This is a genomic window from Arcanobacterium phocisimile (assembly GCF_016904675.1).
Taxonomy (GTDB): domain Bacteria; phylum Actinomycetota; class Actinomycetes; order Actinomycetales; family Actinomycetaceae; genus Arcanobacterium; species Arcanobacterium phocisimile.
In genome coordinates, this window is record NZ_CP070228.1 from 1854150 (window position 1) to 1871041 (window position 16892).

The 16892-nt window shown below is 51.7% G+C and carries 17 protein-coding genes and 1 tRNA gene; 6 read left to right on the top strand and 12 right to left on the bottom strand.

Features of this window, described 5'->3' with window-relative positions; all coding sequences use genetic code 11:
- Positions 1–104: 104 nt before the first annotated feature.
- From JTE88_RS08435 to JTE88_RS08450, 4 genes are read right to left on the bottom strand one after another with little or no spacing between them, the layout of a single operon-like run.
- A complete protein-coding gene (locus JTE88_RS08435) occupies positions 105–632 on the bottom strand; it encodes a type II secretion system F family protein (RefSeq protein ID WP_204424325.1) in 528 nt (175 codons plus the stop codon).
- Entirely contained in the window at positions 633–1319 is a 687-nt protein-coding gene (locus JTE88_RS08440; protein WP_204424327.1) for a type II secretion system F family protein, read from the bottom strand.
- An 8-nt stretch (positions 1320–1327) separates the two neighbouring features.
- Positions 1328–2476, bottom strand: coding sequence for a TadA family conjugal transfer-associated ATPase (locus JTE88_RS08445; RefSeq protein WP_204424329.1), 1149 nt, complete (start codon positions 2474–2476; stop codon positions 1328–1330).
- Positions 2473–3498: a CpaE/TadZ family protein gene (locus JTE88_RS08450; protein WP_204424331.1), complete on the bottom strand. Its 1026-nt coding sequence runs from the start codon at positions 3496–3498 to the stop codon at positions 2473–2475. The genes JTE88_RS08445 and JTE88_RS08450 overlap by 4 nt, the downstream gene beginning before the upstream one ends.
- Before the next feature lie 182 nt (positions 3499–3680).
- Between JTE88_RS08450 and JTE88_RS08455 the strand changes: the two genes are divergently transcribed.
- Together JTE88_RS08455 and JTE88_RS08460 are read left to right on the top strand one after the other, a co-directional pair.
- A complete protein-coding gene (locus JTE88_RS08455; RefSeq protein ID WP_204424332.1) occupies positions 3681–4850 on the top strand; it encodes a hypothetical protein in 1170 nt (389 codons plus the stop codon).
- A 28-nt stretch (positions 4851–4878) separates the two neighbouring features.
- Positions 4879–5790 (top strand): alpha/beta fold hydrolase, encoded by a 912-nt coding sequence (locus JTE88_RS08460; protein WP_204424334.1) that lies wholly within the window; start codon positions 4879–4881, stop codon positions 5788–5790.
- Between the two features lie 20 nt (positions 5791–5810).
- Here the strand turns inward: JTE88_RS08460 and nth are convergent, their stop codons facing one another.
- Positions 5811–6503 carry an endonuclease III gene (gene nth / locus JTE88_RS08465; RefSeq protein WP_204424336.1) on the bottom strand — a complete coding sequence of 231 codons (693 nt, stop codon included), beginning with the start codon at positions 6501–6503 and terminating at the stop codon, positions 5811–5813.
- 186 nt (positions 6504–6689) lie between these two features.
- Here nth and JTE88_RS08470 point away from each other — a divergent pair, with 186 nt between their 5' ends.
- Positions 6690–7367 (top strand): Crp/Fnr family transcriptional regulator, encoded by a 678-nt coding sequence (locus tag JTE88_RS08470; protein WP_204424338.1) that lies wholly within the window; start codon positions 6690–6692, stop codon positions 7365–7367.
- A 172-nt stretch (positions 7368–7539) separates the two neighbouring features.
- Here JTE88_RS08470 and JTE88_RS08475 read toward each other — a convergent pair whose 3' ends face one another.
- Genes JTE88_RS08475 through JTE88_RS08485 form a run of 3 tightly spaced genes read right to left on the bottom strand, consistent with a single transcriptional unit; the run spans position 7540 to position 8549 of the window.
- A complete protein-coding gene (locus JTE88_RS08475; RefSeq protein WP_204424340.1) occupies positions 7540–8013 on the bottom strand; it encodes a RidA family protein in 474 nt (157 codons plus the stop codon).
- Positions 8014–8172 carry a Sp36 family protein gene (locus tag JTE88_RS08480; protein ID WP_204424342.1) on the bottom strand — a complete coding sequence of 53 codons (159 nt, stop codon included), beginning with the start codon at positions 8170–8172 and terminating at the stop codon, positions 8014–8016.
- Positions 8173–8228: 56 nt separating this feature from the next.
- The gene (locus JTE88_RS08485; RefSeq protein WP_204424344.1) at positions 8229–8549 is read right to left on the bottom strand and encodes a WhiB family transcriptional regulator; all 321 of its coding nucleotides are present in this window, start codon (positions 8547–8549) and stop codon (positions 8229–8231) included.
- 155 nt (positions 8550–8704) lie between these two features.
- Here JTE88_RS08485 and JTE88_RS08490 point away from each other — a divergent pair, with 155 nt between their 5' ends.
- From JTE88_RS08490 to JTE88_RS08500, 3 genes are all read left to right on the top strand, one after another.
- Positions 8705–11128, top strand: coding sequence for a penicillin-binding protein (locus JTE88_RS08490; RefSeq protein ID WP_204424345.1), 2424 nt, complete (start codon positions 8705–8707; stop codon positions 11126–11128).
- A gap of 15 nt (positions 11129–11143) precedes the next feature.
- Positions 11144–12121: a metallophosphoesterase gene (locus JTE88_RS08495; RefSeq protein WP_204424346.1), complete on the top strand. Its 978-nt coding sequence runs from the start codon at positions 11144–11146 to the stop codon at positions 12119–12121.
- Positions 12122–12226: 105 nt separating this feature from the next.
- Positions 12227–12300 (top strand) — tRNA-Pro (locus JTE88_RS08500).
- A gap of 119 nt (positions 12301–12419) precedes the next feature.
- Here the strand turns inward: JTE88_RS08500 and rbsK are convergent.
- The 4 genes from rbsK to JTE88_RS08520 all read right to left on the bottom strand — a co-directional run bounded on the left by rbsK (position 12420) and on the right by JTE88_RS08520 (position 16833).
- Positions 12420–13322, bottom strand: coding sequence for a ribokinase (gene rbsK / locus JTE88_RS08505; RefSeq protein WP_204424348.1), 903 nt, complete (start codon positions 13320–13322; stop codon positions 12420–12422).
- Positions 13323–13325: 3 nt separating this feature from the next.
- Positions 13326–14291, bottom strand: a complete 966-nt coding sequence (locus JTE88_RS08510; RefSeq protein WP_239519515.1) for an aldose 1-epimerase family protein — start codon at positions 14289–14291, stop codon at positions 13326–13328.
- 63 nt (positions 14292–14354) lie between these two features.
- Positions 14355–15698 (bottom strand): L-fucose:H+ symporter permease, encoded by a 1344-nt coding sequence (gene fucP, locus JTE88_RS08515; protein ID WP_204424352.1) that lies wholly within the window; start codon positions 15696–15698, stop codon positions 14355–14357.
- 163 nt (positions 15699–15861) lie between these two features.
- On the bottom strand, positions 15862–16833 hold the full coding sequence (locus tag JTE88_RS08520; protein ID WP_204424354.1) for a sugar-binding transcriptional regulator: 972 nt from the start codon (positions 16831–16833) through the stop codon (positions 15862–15864).
- Between the last annotated feature and the right edge of the window lie 59 nt (positions 16834–16892).

The following is a 16892-nucleotide window of genomic DNA, read 5'->3' on the forward strand; positions in this document are numbered from 1 at the left end:
AAAAGTCCGATCCGATTGTCGTGGAAAGCTCCGAAACTACCTGTGCTTGTGGAAAAAGTAACTGCACAGTCACACCCAGTAGGAACTTCTCGCTTCGCCCCCACTCACCACAGGGACGTGGCGAAACTAGCTACCACCGGTACCACCCCAACAATGACGAATGCCGGCAAGAAACATAGGCCGAGGGGCATAACGAGGGCCGCCCCCAGCCGCCCTGCCGATTCTTTTGCACGTCGTGCTTGAGTCAGGCGCAGTGTGCGCGCCGCCCGCTCGAGTAACGCCACCGGCGCGACCCCGTCTACCCAAGCCGGTTGCAAGGTCCGTGCAAGCAAATCAAACCCCTCAACCTCACACCACGCCTCTTCCCAACTTGCTCCCATCACTAGCATATTTGCAACCCCGGTAAGTTGATCGGCCGAATACGCTCCTGCTCCTACCCGCATCCCAGCCATCGACATGCTCAGCACCCGCAACGTATCCGGCAATGAGCTTCCAGACATTAAAGTAGCGGCCGCAACATCTAAAACGACCGCCATGTCTACTCGTCCCGGTTTACCCTCTCGCACCTTGGCCATGTTCTTCATTGGCACAGTCAACAGCACGACCCATCCGATACTTAAGAGATAACGCATTTAAAGTTCCTCGCTTTCTCGGCGAGCACGCACCACCAAGCACCACACCCACCACACACCTAAGGCTTCTGCCAACAACCCGGAAGCCAACACCAGTGCACCAAAAATTGATGACACAAAAAACCCCAGCGGATCAGCCCCTAACATACGCCCGCTCAGTAATCCCACAACTGGCAAACATGCCAGCATCACCGCCGATGTTTGTGGCCCTGCCATCGCAATATCGCGAGCCGCCACTGCCTCGCCAGCTTCAGTAATCCCCAACGCACATGCATCGAAGACGTCGGCCACCGGAGCTCCAGTTCCGTGGGACATTCGGCAGACAAGAAAAACCGCAGGCAACGCTGAAATCGTCGCCTGCGGTATTCGATGACGCCGGCGATACCACCACGACGTTTGCGATAACTCACGTAGCACATGCGCAACCCCGTCGTCGTCAAATACACTTCGCCCCGGAAGAGAATGTAGATATGTATAAGGCTCCAAAGCCTGCTCCCAAGCCCTTTCAAGAGAGGCTCCAGAACGTAACCGAGTAGCAACTTCTGCAACCACCATTCCCATATCCAGTCCGACGCGCTTTTTCTTTTTCTCACCCGCACGCTTTGATCGCTTGAGCATTGAGAGGTCAAATAGCGCACGGCCAACGCGCGGCACACTTACGAAAGCAACGAGAAATACGCTGAGCACCACAAGCATTACAGCCCCAACCTTTCACACAACTGCTGGTAGCTTGGCCCGTACTGGACACCGCCGGCGTGAACATTGACCGCAATCTGGGCAACAAGTTCTCCGCCCTGGCGATGCAGAGTCGCAATTTGAGCAATACCACGCCAAGCTCCGCGCCGTTCAACATGAATAACAGCGTCGAGCGCACTTGCCGCCTGAGCGGCCACCGTACTTTCACTCATCTGCGCCAACGCACCAAGCGCTACTAGGCGAGTTGGAACATCATGGGCAGAATTCGCGTGGATGGTTGCCCACCCGCCTTCATGGCCGGTATTGAGCGCACCCAACACGTCGCGCACTTCAACTCCGCGACATTCGCCCAACACAATACGATCTGGTCGCATACGCATCGCGGCGCGCACCAGGTCACTCATCGTCACTTCCCCAGCTCCTTGAACATTTGCGCGTCTGACCTGCAGATGCAGCACATGAGGATGTTCCGGGGCAAGTTCCGCAGATTCTTCAATAATTAAAATTCGCTCAGTAACGGCAATTCGGCTCAACATTGCGTTCAACAGCGTTGTTTTCCCTGCTCCCGTAGCGCCAGAAATGATGACGTTGGCGTGCTTTTCAACAAGCGCATGAGCCAGCGACACAAGCGAATGCGGGATTGCTCCAAGCTGCGCTAATTTTTCCAGCGACAACACTTGAGCACGGTGAGTTCGCAACGAAATGAGCGTCCCCGATGCAGAAAGCGGCGGAATCATCGCATGAAGTCGCACACCTGAGGGAAATGTACCATCGACAATCGGACTCGAATCATCCAACCGTTGGCCACACAACGCGGCCAACCGTACCGCAAGCGCTCGCACGCCTGCTGCCGTGCGGACGCTGTCATCGCCCTCTTCCGGAGCTACTTGCACCATGCCATCACCGCGATCAACCCATACTTGACCAGGCCCATTGACTACCACGTCAGTGACGTCTGGATCTTCTAGTAGCGGTCCAATCGTCAATCCAGCTCCGGTGACTTCGTGGCGTACTTGCGCATCGGCACTGGCAACGTCAATTGTGGTTAGCAATCCGTGCTGAGCGTTGAGTGCTCCAGCTGAGGTACTTCCCGCCGCTAACCGCCGGCGGATAGCGGACACTTGTTCAGCTGGGAGGCGTTTGTTCATACCACTGACTCCCGAACAATCGACCATAGTCGTCGCATATCTTTAGCGGCCGTGGACCGCTTGCGATCTCCAGGCACTACCCCATGGTCGAGATCTGCATTTGCATGAGACATACGCCGCACAGCATAAACATCGCGATAGTTAAGCGAGACCGCAACATTATCTGCTTGCGCGTGGGCTTTTGCCTCATTGGCGACAATTAACGTGTGGGCGAATTCTTCTAACTCACGATATTTTTTGCGTGCAGATTCCACGGCGGGCGGAGTAGTGTGGGTGACCAGAATGAGCACATCGCACCATTTCAACCATTCGCGTTGCGCCGCCCAGGCGCCACCTAACACTCCTAAATCGATAAATGTCCAAGCATGCACTTGACTTAAAGCACTCACTGCGCGAGAGCCTTGTTCACCGCTTGCGCTATCTACGGCAATCCGATTGCCCGGCAAGATACTAACCCCGTTCCATAAGACGAGTGAGTGCGCAAGCTTTCCCGGAAGCACCACTCCTTGGGTAGTAAAAATATTGGCACGATTGGTTGCCTGATCATCAATACCGAGCAATATATTCCATGAGTCTGAACACATATTGAAATCAGCAAGGGCAACTGGGGATTTTTCTGCGGCTGCTAGGCGCGCTAGCCACGCGGCGATCGTCGTCGTCCCGGCTCCGCCGTGCGCACCTATCACCCCGATGATACTGCCGCGCACAGTTGCTCCAACTGCACTCATCAGCGCCATGAGGTCAGCTGCGTCATCACGCACGTGGAATTGGGCAACTCCACGAGCGAAGTAGGATGCGAACATGTCATGGAATCGGGCTTGAACCATCATCGGAGCAAGGCCGTGTGACGTGAAGGTTAATACGGCATCTATTGAATGATTTGACGCTGTGGCCACTTGGAAATCGAGGCCGACTAGTTGCGCCAATCGTCGCAATTCTTCGGCAATCGTTTCATTGTTTCCCCGATATAGCAATGACGCTAATTCTAATTCAGGAATTTTTTGTGTTGATGTTGCTCTCATATATACAACCGTGCCGTAAGCTACTCGACTATGGCCTGGACGAAACGAAGAACGTGGATAACTCTATATATCCACAGCTCAAACAACATGGTCTGTGTAACTTTTCCACGAAACACCACTGAGTTCACATACTCATACTAAAGATAGCGATAGCGTTAGTGTAACTAACTACAGGAGGAATCGTGACTACACCGAACGATCCATACAACTCGGCCAACCCACGGCCGTTTGATGACGACGACATTCTCGAACCAATCGTCGAGAATACCGACCGCCTACAGCCGGAAGATCAATCCGAGCATGTCACTGGTGAGACGGTACTAGCCGACGATGCCCTCAATCTTGGCAATGATGCGCCAGACTTTGGGGAAATACTAAACTCTGATCAGGCGCCTGCAGAATCTGGCGAATCTGCCGAGCTGCCCGAAACGGATACCTCCCAGTGGGGATCGCCAAAATATGCTGCTGAGCCGCACTACAGCGCAAACGAGTTCGCTAACGTCGAACCTCGAGAAGATCTCGCCGATCCAGACCTTCCTGCGCCCGGACCAGCTCAACCAGTTGCACATCAGACCATCGCGACAAAAGCTCCGTCGAACCCTAACCCGACACTTGGTTCCTACTTCGGCGATGACGAAAGTGCAGACTCTTCGGCTGCTGTCGCGGCACTAGCTACTGCCGAGGCTGCCACTCCTCAGCGCAAATCTGTTATGCCGGTTGAGGAAAACGATGAACCAGCCTTCGCACCTTCCCGCGAAGACTGGGGAGCAGACCCCGGCGAGATCGGTGAAATCACCGAAATCCCGGAAGAGCCAAAGGGACGCGGTTGGATCCACACTGGTAGCTTCTTCCTCACTCTTCTTCTTATGCCACTGGCATGGTATTTAATTTCCGACGCCGGAGCTCGCCTCTATCTGGTGGAGAAGAATCCATGGGATGCCCAGGCATTTGCGTTCTTCCCATTCATTGAGCTACTTGGCGGGCTTATCACCTTGGCCGCACTATGGCTCACCGCGCGCGCATCCTCCCTTGGTGCACAATTCTGGGGAGCTATCGTCACCATTGCTGGCATGGTTGCTCTGATTGTTCCATCGTTGGGACACAAAGGAATCAACTGGCTCGATGCGCAAATCGGCGACTTTAACGCATTCACCGGAAACGTTATTCATCACCTTGAACTCGATCTTGGTACCGGGCGCGTTGTTATTCTCGGTTTCTTACTCTTCATGACCGGTGTTGCGACCCACGCAGCTCGCCGGCGTGGAGCGATGCGTGCAACGTCGCTCACCCGTCGTGAGTTCTTGCTCAGCACTTCGACATCCGAAAAAACTGAGAATACTCCGGCTAACTAAACCACGTCGAACGGAAATGTAGACCGCCATGCCTGCCGATACTACCTGCATCACGTTACCTGGGCCGTGGGAGCACCGCCTGATTCAAGCTAATGGTGCCCAGTTCCATATTGTGAGTGCTGGAGAATATACTGACTCAAAGCCTCTTGTGCTTTTAGTTCATGGATTCCCGCAGTATTGGTGGGCATGGCGACATCAGATTGAAGCTATTGCCCAGGCCGGATACCAAGTAGTCGCTATCGACCAGCGCGGTATCGGCGGATCCGATAAAACACCAAAATCCGAAGACGGTTTCACGCTCGCTCAAGATTTAGTGAAAATTGTGCGTAGCCTGGGTGTGCGTCAAGCCGTTCTCGTTGGACAAGGGCGCGGCGGCGCCTTGGCATGGTCAGCAGTGTCGATGGAACCTGACCTGTTTAGCGGCCTTATTACTCTTTCCTCACCTCATCCGCGTACTTTGCAGCGCATTGGAACTCACGTGACGTTGCGGACGTGGACGTATGCGGCCACGACGTTTTTGCGTTCGATATCGAAGCGTGCACTGAAAGACGAAACAAAACTTCGCCGTATTTTCGAATCATGGTCTGCACCAGGAAACAATGGGGCCACCTCCCAAGCTAGCTATTACGCACAGGCGCTTAATCTGCCAATGGCCGCAGATATCGCAATCGATCAGTTGCGATGGATGTATCTTGCCCAACATCGCCCCTCAGGGCGTGCATATTTACGCGAATCAGCACAATCAGTTCGACTACCGATTCTCGCTATTCGCGGCGAAAGCGATCCGTTGTTACCGAAACGAGCCTGGGGAAAAGATCGCGAATTTGCGATCGGCGACTACCGGTTTGAATCCGTCGCCGACGCCGGACACTTTATTGCCGAAGAGCAGCCTGAGCGCGTTAGCGACTTGATTGTAGATTTCTTAGATCGTCTCGCCTAGCTCCGGGTTTCTTTTCGTTATTAGCCAATTTCAAGCTCGAAACTAGGGCAAATGTCTGCCATTGGGCATGTTCCACACGCTGGTTTACGCGAGTGACACACTTGCCGGCCATGGTCGATCACGCGGTGACAGATGATGGTCCATTGCGATTGTGGCAATATCTTTGCTAAATCAGCTTCTGCTTTTACTGGATCAGTTTCGCGTGTCCAAGCCCAGCGGCGCGATAATCTGCCGACGTGGGTATCGACGGTGATTCCGGGGATATCGAATGCGTTTCCTAGAACGACGTTAGCAGTTTTCCGCCCGACTCCGGGAAGTGTTACTAAATCATCGAGGTTGCCGGGCACCTCGCCGTCAAATCTTTGGAGAAGGCCATTGGCTAAACCGTTGATCGAGCGCGCTTTGGAGCGATAAAAACCCAACGGGTGCAAGATATCTTCCAAGACTGGAAGTGGCGCTGTGGCCATTGATTGCGGATCAGGGAAGTTTTCGAAAAGTGTTGGCGTCACTGAGTTTACGCGCGCATCAGTGGTTTGGGCAGAAAGCACAGTAGCTGTTAGTAACTCAAATGCGTTGCTATGGTCCAGTGCGCAATGTGAGTCTGGGTAGAGTTCAGCCAATCGTTCCACGATTGTTTCAGCATGTTCGCGCCGGGCACGCAGTGAGCGCGGACGGAATGGAAGACGACGTTGCACAGTTTTCTTTTCACTCATACTTTCTCCTCGCTTACTTCAGCTTAACCTCACATGGGACCGCCCGCTAAATAAAATAACTCTTTGAAAAGAAAATTGTGCTACCGCGTGCCTAAAGCTGTAAAACGTGGCACACTTAGTTATGTATGACCTCGCACACACGATTCGAGGTTTTGTCCTAGTAGCTTTCTATTGAAAGGAATTCGGATGGATTCCACCGTTTTGGCTCATGTAGAGCTGTTCCGAGAGTTAGATGAGTCCGATCGCGCAGATCTGCTTGCTCTCATGTCCGAGACCACCTTAAAGCGTGGCGAATCGCTTTTCCACGAAGGTGATTCTGGCGACCGCCTCTACGTAGTCACCGACGGTAAGGTCAAGCTTTCCCACACTGCTGACGACGGCCGCGAGAACCTTATTGCTGTTCTCGGCCCCGGCGAGATTATTGGCGAACTTACCTTGTTCGATCTCGGTGCGCGTTCATCAACTGTGACAGCTATTGCTGCCACCAGCCTGCTGTCTCTTTCCCACAAGGATATGATGACCTACATCGACTCCCATCCTGCTATGGCGAAGTCGATGCTTCGCGAACTGGCTCGTCGCCTGCGCACCACAAATCAGCAGATGGCAGACCTCGTTTTCTCTGACGTTCCAGGCCGCGTTGCGAAGGCACTTCTTGATCTTGCCGAGCGTTTCGGTGAGCGTACTCAAGAAGGAATCTATGTCGCACATGATCTCACCCAGGAAGAGCTTGCACACCTCGTTGGCGCTTCACGTGAGACCGTGAATAAATCCTTGGCTGATTTCACCTCGCGTGGTTGGATCCGCCTCGAAGGACGCGCAGTTCTCCTTATTCAGGTTCAGCGCTTGCAGCGTCGCGCACACTGATTAGAGCCTCGCGCACACTAACTAGTTTTTATGTCAGTGGTGGGTGGTACGAAAACGTACCACCCACCACTGACATTCTTTTGCTTTCACGACAGCGAATATGATCAAACGTTTAGCCCACGGCGTCGAAGCCCGCGCGCTTCGTATTAACTTGGCGCATGACCAGCTCGTGCTACCCGGCGATCGTGACGCTCAGTTCTATTTCGACTGGCGCATTTAACGGTAGCACTGCTACTCCAACAGCAGACCGAGTGTGTACTCCGTCGTCGCCAAAAATCTCTTTCATTAAATCCGACGCACCATTAACAATGCCCGGTTGACCATAAAATTCTGGATCGGACGCTACAAAACCGGTTACGTGCGAAACTGAGACGATCCGATCGACGTCGCCGTCGAGCACCCAAGCTATTGCCGCCAAGGCGTTCAGTGCGCAAATACGCGCCTGTTGGTAGGCTTCGTCGGCAGAAACATCCAAGCCCACTTTCCCGAGCACACGAAGTTCGCCGTCCACAAACGGCAACTGCCCAGAGGTACGAATAGTGTTCGCCGAACGTTTTGCTGGAATGTAGGCAGCAACCGGAGGAGCTAATTGTGGTAACTGAATACCAAGCTCAGCCAGCCGTTGACTAACTGAAATACGAGCCATTTAATGCTTCTCGCGTTTCATGTAAGCGACCGGATTCTGGCTACCGTTGGGACCTGGAACTACCGAAACTAGCTCCCAGCCATCTTCTCCCCATTGGTCTAGAATAGCTTTGGTGTTGTGCACTAGTAGCGGAAGCGTGACGTATTCAAATTTCTTCATACCTCTAGACTACTGGTAAGTATGGCGAAATCAAAGAACGAATTAACTGCCGAATCTTAGTTTAATCGCGGCACCCGTCCGGCGCGCAGTTCAGCAATCATCTGCTCTTCTGAGTTCGTTAGCCGGTCAAACCAATTTTCTTCATCAGGGAACATTCGGAGAATCGCACGGCGTTCGCGTTCAGTGAGTCCACCCCAAACACCAAATGACGCATTGGAATCCAATGCGTCAGCCAAGCATTCGAGCCGGACTTGACACGAAAAGCAGACGTTGCGTACTTGACGTTGAGCTGCGCCGCGAACAAAAAGCGAATCTGGATCAACATCTGCACATGCTGCATGGACGGCCCATGTCTGTTCTTGATATGCCAGGCTCATAACGTATCCCTTCGGATGAAGCACCTTCGCTTCACCATACCGTGACTTCTATCACTAACATGGTACCTATTCTCCAGCTAAACGTCACATCGAGAAATTTCCAGACTTCACCACCGTCGCGAGCGCTAAGAAGAAATAGGAAGTATTCTTTAGGTATGTCAACACACAATCGGAACTTGACCATGAAGCAAGCACTTGCTGCTCTGCTGTCATTCTTTTTACTATGTGGACTCGGTGGTAGCCTGCTTGCAGCAATGGCAATCCCCGTCGTAGCTACATCCGGGACAGCTACCAATGCTGTCACGAAAATCTTCGACGATCTGCCAACGAAAATCGACTTCACGCTTCCATCAGAAGTATCCACAATCGTTGCAGCAGACGGCACTAAATTAGCGAGCTTCTACTCAGAAAACCGTATTGTTGTTGCGTCACAAGACATCTCCCAATTCATCAAAGATGCTGCCGTAGCTATTGAAGATCAGCGCTTCTACCAGCATAACGGCATCGATGCCCAAGGCATTCTTGGCGCAGCGTTCTCAAATCTCACCGGCTCTTCGCTCGCCGGTGGATCGACAATCACCCAACAGTATGTGAAGAACGCACTTCTCGAAAAAGGTCGAATTGAAGAAGATGACGAACAAATTGCAGCTGCCACCGAGCAAACAATCGCTCGTAAGCTCAACGAAGCACGCTTTGCGATCGCCGTCGAAAACCAAATGACAAAGGATGAAATCCTTACCGCATACCTCAATATTGCTCAATTTGGCCCATCCCAATACGGTGTTGAAGCAGCTTCGCGTTACTTCTTCTCCACAGCTGCAAAAGATGTCACCCTAGAACAAGCCGCCATGCTTGCCGGCATCACCCAGGCACCTGGACGGTGGGACCCAGTGTCGAATCCGGAAGGCGCCCTCAAACGCCGCAACACTGTGTTGGGCACGATGCTCGAACAAGGTTATATCACACAAGAACAATATGATGTGGCGATAGCTGTGCCTATCGAGGATATGCTCAAAGTATCACCGGCATATAACGGCTGTGAAGAAGCTGGGATCTCCGCAAACTTCTGTGAATATGTTGTACGGGACGTACTGAACTCTGATGCCTTAGGTGAGACTCGAGACGAGCGTATCAGTAAGCTCTACCGTGGCGGTCTCGTCATCCAGACCACTATCAATCCGGCCGAACAACAACAGGCATACGACGCGATTATTAAGCGCGTTCCAATCGGCGATCCTTCTGGTATTGACATCGCATTATCCTCGATTGAGCCCGGTACCGGAAACATTCGGGCGATGGTACAAAATCGCCCCTTCGGTAACCCGTCTGACGCTGAACCTACAGCCACTAAAGTCAATAACAATGTCGGAGAAGACATGGGCGGCGGATCTGGCTTCCAGCCCGGATCTACCTTCAAGATCTTTACACTTGTGGACTGGATCGCGAAGGGCCATAGCCCCTACGAAAAGCTCAACGGATCACGAAAGATCACTATTCCAGCTCGGGATTGGAAAATCTCTTGCGCCCCCGGATTGGCCGACACGTTCAGTCCGTCTAATAACGACGGCGAAAACTTCGGCCTCATTCCGGCAACAACCGCAGCTAAGTACTCGGTCAATACTGCATTCACCCAGATGTCTTCCAAGCTTGATCTTTGCGATATCACCCGAACTGCTGAAGCGATGGGCGCCCGTCAAGGCGGATATGTTACTGCCGATCTCGTTAAAGAATTGACGAATGCTGGAATGACAGGTGTCAAAGAAGGTGACATCGCACCGATTATTCCGCGCCCTTCCCAAGTGCTCGGCGTCAATCCAACTACTCCATTGTCGATGGCTTCCGCGGTCTCAACCTTGGCTGCAGACGGGCTTGCTTGCCAACCTCATTCGTTTACCAAGATCACCGACCGTGCCGGCAACATTCTCATCGAGCGTCAACCAGAATGCCGTCAAGTTATTGATAAAAATGTTGCTCGTGCAGTCAATGGCGTATTGCAACAAGTTCCGCAGCCGGGCGCGACAGGTTCAGCTGCACAGCTAGCTGGTGGACGTCCATCTGGCGGCAAGACCGGTACTACCGACTCTTCGTACCACATGTGGTACGTCGGCTATACTCCGCAGTTAGCAACTTCTGTGTGGACCGGTCACATGAATGGCAATATCCCAATGTTGAACGTTACCGTGAACGGCGTTTACTACAGCACAGTCTATGGTGGCACTCTGGCCGCTCCAGCGTTCCGCGATTTCATGAACTCTGCCTTAGCAGATCAGCCGATTGTCCCGTTCGCAAAACCTACCGGCGCAATTTCTGTCAACAAGGAAGAAGAAGAACGAAAGGAACAAGAGCGCAAAGCCGAAGAACAACGCCAGCAAGAAGAACAGCAAGCAGCCGTCCCTTCGGTTATTGGAATGTCTGAGGATAATGCTGTTTCTACCTTGCAACAAGCAGGCTACGTGGTTGCGGTTGGCACCGATTATTCGGATCTTCCGACAGGACAAGTAGCCCGCCAAGAAAATACTGGCGATGGCGGCCCTGGCAGTCGTATCAATCTGTGGATTTCGATCGGCCCTCGTCCATAACCCTTTGCATTCACTATGACTATATATAAACTCATTGGCAGTGTTATCGGAACCGGGATACTGTCAACTGCTGGTGCTTTAGCACATGCCCATGCATATAAGATTCGCCGGCGTACCGCGATTATTTCCGCCAACTATAAAAAGCTGGCCGAACCCGCACAACTACGGATCGTGCACATCTCGGACACCCATCTTTTGGCGCGTCAAAACAAACGTCGGGCATTTATTCGTTCGCTAGTTCAGTTACACCCAGATTTCGTTGTACTCACAGGTGACCTCATTGCCGAAGATCGCGCAATCCCAGCATTGCTTGCGGACCTCGGACCACTGCTGACCGTGCCTGGCGCCTTCGTTTTTGGTTCAAATGACTACTCAGGCCCAGAGTTGAAAAATCCGTTGCGCTATCTCGCTGGACATACCGGAAAGAGCGCGACAGAATCAAAAGATGTAGTTGGACAGCCGCTAGCCACTGATAAGTTACGTAGTGGGCTTACCAGCGGCGGATGGATAGACCTCAACAATGCCCGGCAGCGCGTTGTTGTTGGAGACTGGACACTGGATTTAGTTGGTATTGACGACCCACATATTGACCGTCATGCTATGCCAGCAGCTTCACACAACGACGACGTCACCGGACCGCACATGCGTATCGCCTTAGCTCACGCACCCTACACATGGGTTTTAGATATGATGCACGACGACGGTGCAGATATCACGTTTGCTGGGCACACACATGGCGGTCAGGTTAATCTGCCCGGCTCACGCGCGTTAGTGACCAACTGTGACTTGCCCACAAGTTACTCCAACGGATTGTTCCGATGGCCAGCGCACCCGCAAGACGGCAACCCTACGGTTATTAAACGTGATGGCTCTGTGGATTCACGTGGCACCATGCTTGTGAACATCTCGGCTGGGATTGGTACGTCGCCATATACGCCGATCAGAACTTTTTGTGCTCCGGAAGCAATCATGATCGACGTCGTTCAAGTGTGATTCCTTCGAGCGGCACATTGATGTGATGTCTTGCGCAGGCACCGCCCATGAATTTCACAAAATGCTTGCGCGGGGTTATGATTATTTGGTTGGTTATCAACCTTTCGGGGTGTGGCGCAGCTTGGTAGCGCGCTTCGTTCGGGACGAAGAGGCCGTGGGTTCAAATCCCGCCACCCCGACTCGTCATTGAGGGCCTGAGACAGATCTGTCTCAGGCCCTCAATATTTTCATCAGAAAAATGGTGCGGTAACGATAGCAGGCAAAACAACACTGCTACCGTTACCGCATCACATATCTGTTACAACTGTGCAAATTCTGTTGCCGTTGCGTACGACGTTTGCGTTCCGAGCTTTGTTATTGAATCAGCAGCATATCGGTTCGCTTTCGCAATTGATTCTCGGATATCTCCAGTCTTGACCAGATAATGACTAAAGCACCCGATAAATGCGTCACCAGCACCAGTAGTATCGCGAGCTTTAACAGTGTGAGCAGGAAGAAGTTCGTCAATACCGTCAGCCATCCACAAAACTCCACGGGAGCCAAGAGTGACGATAACGTTCTTCATCCCGGCATTCAAGAGCGTCGTGGCAGCATTGCGAACGTCGTCGATAGTATCAACAGGCATACCCGTGAGCAGTGAGAGTTCAGATTCATTCGGCATGAAGTATTCACAGTCTTTTACTTCAGAGAGCACCAAATCTGGCTGCGCTGGTGCCGGGTTGAGCAAAACTGGAATATTGTGTTCTTTACCAAAACGAATAGCGGCATAAACCGTTTCTAGCGGTACTTCAAGCTGTAGCACGATAAGTTTGCACTGGATAATATCACCTGCTGCATTATCAACATCGGCAGGCGATAATTGCGCGTTCGCACCTTTGATAATCAAAATCGAATTATGCGATTCTGCATCAACAAAAATCGGTGCTACTCCAGATCTTCCCTCAGTACGCATCACATACCGGGTATCGATACCGTTCTTTTCGAAATTGGCTACGGTGTTGTCCGCAAAAATATCTGTCCCAACCCGAGTGACCATCAAAACGTCAGAACCAAGCCGAGCCGCAGCCACCGCCTGGTTTGCTCCTTTTCCACCACACCCCATGTGGAAATCTGGAGCTTCTAGGGTTTCGCCTTCAGCTGGCATACGATCAATGTACGCAATAAGATCCACCATATTTGATCCAATTACTGCAATATCCATGGGTTACTCCTTGATTCCAGTGGTGACGGTAAATGTCCGGGTCTGCCCTGCACCTAGTTCAATCAGCGTACCTGCTTCACACGCTGCAAGGAAACCTTCGGGGCGCGATGTTCCTGGTATAACGAAGGCAGCTACTTGCTGATCGGCATTGTAGAGAATCCAGCGAGTAGCCACCGGTAATTCTTCTGAACTAAATTCCGTACGGAAAACTACACCATTTTCACCCGCTAATTCACATTCGACACGTTCGCCATATTGTGGCAGATCGTCAGCGAAGAAGACGATTTCTGGATCGAATTCCTTTGCCTGAGCCAATGAGGATGCGTCAATATCGCCAGCTAAAATCTGTTCGTTGATTTCGCTCCAGCGCGGAGTTGGCGTAACGTGCGCCGGAACACTTCGGCGGAGCTGGAATGCGCCAGCAGGCAAGTTTTCACTCATCACACCGTTTTCCACAAAGGCATAGTTCATGTGGCACATGTACTGCAACGGCATCGGCGCATACTTCGACAGGTTAGTAACCTTCATGCCAATATCGAACATGGCGGAGTCGGGACGCATTTCGACATGTGGCACCGCCCAATAGTGGTGTCCGAAACCTTGGACGTATTCGTAGGAAGATACGACACGTACTGTGCCGTCGTCGTCGATTTCTAACCAAGCCTCATCCATGGTTGCACACGGGAATTCACCGTGAAGGGGATGATCGTCAGCAGGTGAGGGGCATCCAGCAGACAACAGTCCCGAATGGAACGCAAAACACCCGTATGTGTCAACGATTTCTTGGCACGGCTGCGGACAGCTAAACATATTCGTCATCCGTAGCGAGGTATGGTCAAATTCTGCGTCCCAAATGATTTGCCCCATAAATGGCAGAATCTCAATATATCCGCGACTGTTGTCTAACCGTAGCGTTTCGATGCCGGTTGCATACCGAAAAGATTGAACTTTGATATGTTCGCTGGCCACGATTAGTTGCCACACGTCAGTAAATTGATTGCGATGGAGCGGAATTGTTAGCATGATGAGTTCTCACTTTTCAATTATAGAAGCGGTTTTTTCAGCCCGGTGTTGCATAACAAAATATGTCAAGACGACGAGGAAGCACACGAGCGACACGGAGAAGGCCAGTTGCATTGAGCCGAACGTATCGGAGACGAGTCCTTGGATAACCGGGATAACAGCACCGCCGATGATGGACATAACGATGACTGCACCGCCGGTTTCAGTGTGGCGCTTATCTTCAATAGCGTCAAGGGTTCGAGCATAGATGGTGGCCCAGCATGGTCCGAAGAGGCCCGATGTGAGGATCGCGGCATACACTGCTGTCATGTTAGGAACGGTGATAACCCAGATGAGAGCCAGAACGCCAGCAACAGAGTAGCCGATCAGGACAAGATTCTCATTGAACTTGGTCATGAGGATATTTGCGATGAACTTGCCGACGAAGAAGGCGGCGAAGGCCCAGATCATATAGTTCGATGCGGTACGTTCGTTGATGGTGTCGTCGAGGTTGAGGGCAAGACGGATGGTGAATGACCATACTGCGGTTTGCATACCGACATACATGAATTGGGTGAAAACGCCGGTGGCGAACTTTCGGTTCTTTCCGAGGTATCGCAGGGTTTCACCGATGGTCGCTTTAACTTCCTTATCGTGCGATAGCGGTTTGGCATGTGGGAATTGCGTTATAGCAATAACGAACATGAGAACAGCGAGGACGACGATGATCCAGCGGTATGGTCCAAGGGTACGTTGGAGCATTTCTTCAGCGAATTGTTGACGTTCTACTCCAGTAAGGGCGTCGAGTTGTTTGCCGAGGGCGTCTCCGTCGGTGAAGATGAGGTATTTGCCGAGCAGGATACCGAAAATGGATCCGAGTGGATAGAACGTTTGGGAAATATTGAGGCGCAGAATGGCGTATTTACGCGGGCCGATCATCGACGAGTAGGTGTTTGCGGAAGTTTCGAGGAACGATAATCCTACTGCGATAGCGAAGAGTGCGGCTAAAAATACAGTGTAGGTGGCCACGTGGGAGGCTGGGAAGAAGAGCATACATCCGATGATGTAGAAGCTTAAACCGATGAGCAGTCCGGACTTGTAGCTCCAGCGACGAATAACCCGGGAAGCTGGAATGGCTAGGAGGAAGTAGCCACCGTAGAACGCGGATTGCACGAATGCGGAAGCAAAATCAGATAGTTCGAAGATGGATTTGAATTGAGTAATCAAAACGTCATTGAGCGACGCAGCTGCTCCCCACATCGGGAAACAGATGGAGAGCAAAATGTATTGCCAGATTGGTGTTTTATCGAGGTATCCATCTGGTTGTTGAATGGTTGGATCTTTAATAAGACCAAAAGAAGTATTCGTGGCCATGAGTAAACCTTTCACGGAGTTCGTCGTTGAACTTATGATCTGGATTACCCTCAATCTAACCTCTCTACCGCACTATGTGAACCACCTCAACATAACGATTGTTCCAGGCAAATATCGTTGATATAGCAACGATTACTAGGGATAATTAGGCAATTTTTGGTTATTATTTGTATCGTTCGTACTTGAATGGAACATTTGTTCCGACGATGTGCTGTGCTGTACGGACGTCAGTTACCAATCGATTGACGTAGCCGTGTTCTAACGCAGCTTTGACGACGTCGACTTTTTCTGGTCCGCCCGCTACGAGAATTTTTTGTTCTTTACGACGTAGTTCTGGCAACGTAATCCCAACCGTGCGGTTATTAAGATCTGGAAGACACACTCGTCCTCCACTATCAACAAACCGGCCACAAATATCGCCAACCGATCGTGTAAAAATAGTATCTTTTTCGGTTTCAGATAGCGGGCTAGCTTCAATAAGTTCTTGGTTCGCCGTCGTCGACCCAACGGTATATATCGCGATCCGAGCCTGCGCACCTGCTTCTAGAACCCGGCGCACATGCGGGGTTTGCGTCAACCGGGTACGAACTGGAACCGAACCTAAGAATGTTGGCGCATTCAACTCTTGATAGCGAGCGCTAAATGCTGCCGCAAAACGTTCGAGCGTACTTGGCCGGCCCGGTTTAGGAGCCGGATCCGATAGTCCGCGACAGAGCTGGATAACCTCAACGTTTCGGCGCTGACGTGGTTCAAGATAGTCAGCTATCGCGCTGATCGTTCGTGAAGGCACTAAACCAATCGCGTCGCCGTCACGAACTAGAGAACCAATAAGCTGAGCTCCTGCTTTGCCAAGGGCGTCACGCATCGCCACTTCTCCGGTGCGCACTGGACTAATAATCACAACATCAATCAGATGGTAACGACGTTGCAGTTCCTCAACAAGCAATTCATCTTGTTCTCGTGGATCTAAAATGCGCACGTCAATAAAACCTTGCGCATGGGCATGAGCCAAAAGTTTAGAAACAGTTGGTCGGGAAACATGTAGCCGTTGAGCAACTTGCTCTTGGTTTAGCCCGGAATAATATAGTTTGGCAGCATCAAGGGATTGAATATCGCGCTCACTCAATGACTCCATAACTCGCATCCTATCGGCTTTGCCTTGTTGTATCAGCATCCCACCTAAAAACAAAGCAG

Excerpts from the sequence above, each read along its gene's own strand:
- rbsK (WP_204424348.1), bottom strand. The coding sequence starts at position 13,322 with ATGGATATTGCAGTAATTGGATCAAATATGGTGGATCTTATTGCGTAC.
- JTE88_RS08495 (WP_204424346.1), top strand. The coding sequence starts at position 11,144 with ATGACTATATATAAACTCATTGGCAGTGTTATCGGAACCGGGATACTG.
- JTE88_RS08475 (WP_204424340.1), bottom strand. The coding sequence starts at position 8,013 with ATGGCTCGTATTTCAGTTAGTCAACGGCTGGCTGAGCTTGGTATTCAG.
- fucP (WP_204424352.1), bottom strand. The coding sequence starts at position 15,698 with ATGGCCACGAATACTTCTTTTGGTCTTATTAAAGATCCAACCATTCAA.
- JTE88_RS08480 (WP_204424342.1), bottom strand. The coding sequence starts at position 8,172 with ATGAAGAAATTTGAATACGTCACGCTTCCGCTACTAGTGCACAACACC.
- nth (WP_204424336.1), bottom strand. The coding sequence starts at position 6,503 with ATGAGTGAAAAGAAAACTGTGCAACGTCGTCTTCCATTCCGTCCGCGC.
- JTE88_RS08490 (WP_204424345.1), top strand. The coding sequence starts at position 8,705 with ATGTCAACACACAATCGGAACTTGACCATGAAGCAAGCACTTGCTGCT.
- JTE88_RS08485 (WP_204424344.1), bottom strand. The coding sequence starts at position 8,549 with ATGAGCCTGGCATATCAAGAACAGACATGGGCCGTCCATGCAGCATGT.
- JTE88_RS08460 (WP_204424334.1), top strand. The coding sequence starts at position 4,879 with ATGCCTGCCGATACTACCTGCATCACGTTACCTGGGCCGTGGGAGCAC.
- JTE88_RS08520 (WP_204424354.1), bottom strand. The coding sequence starts at position 16,833 with ATGGAGTCATTGAGTGAGCGCGATATTCAATCCCTTGATGCTGCCAAA.
- JTE88_RS08435 (WP_204424325.1), bottom strand. The coding sequence starts at position 632 with ATGCGTTATCTCTTAAGTATCGGATGGGTCGTGCTGTTGACTGTGCCA.
- JTE88_RS08470 (WP_204424338.1), top strand. The coding sequence starts at position 6,690 with ATGGATTCCACCGTTTTGGCTCATGTAGAGCTGTTCCGAGAGTTAGAT.
- JTE88_RS08450 (WP_204424331.1), bottom strand. The coding sequence starts at position 3,498 with ATGAGAGCAACATCAACACAAAAAATTCCTGAATTAGAATTAGCGTCA.
- JTE88_RS08445 (WP_204424329.1), bottom strand. The coding sequence starts at position 2,476 with ATGAACAAACGCCTCCCAGCTGAACAAGTGTCCGCTATCCGCCGGCGG.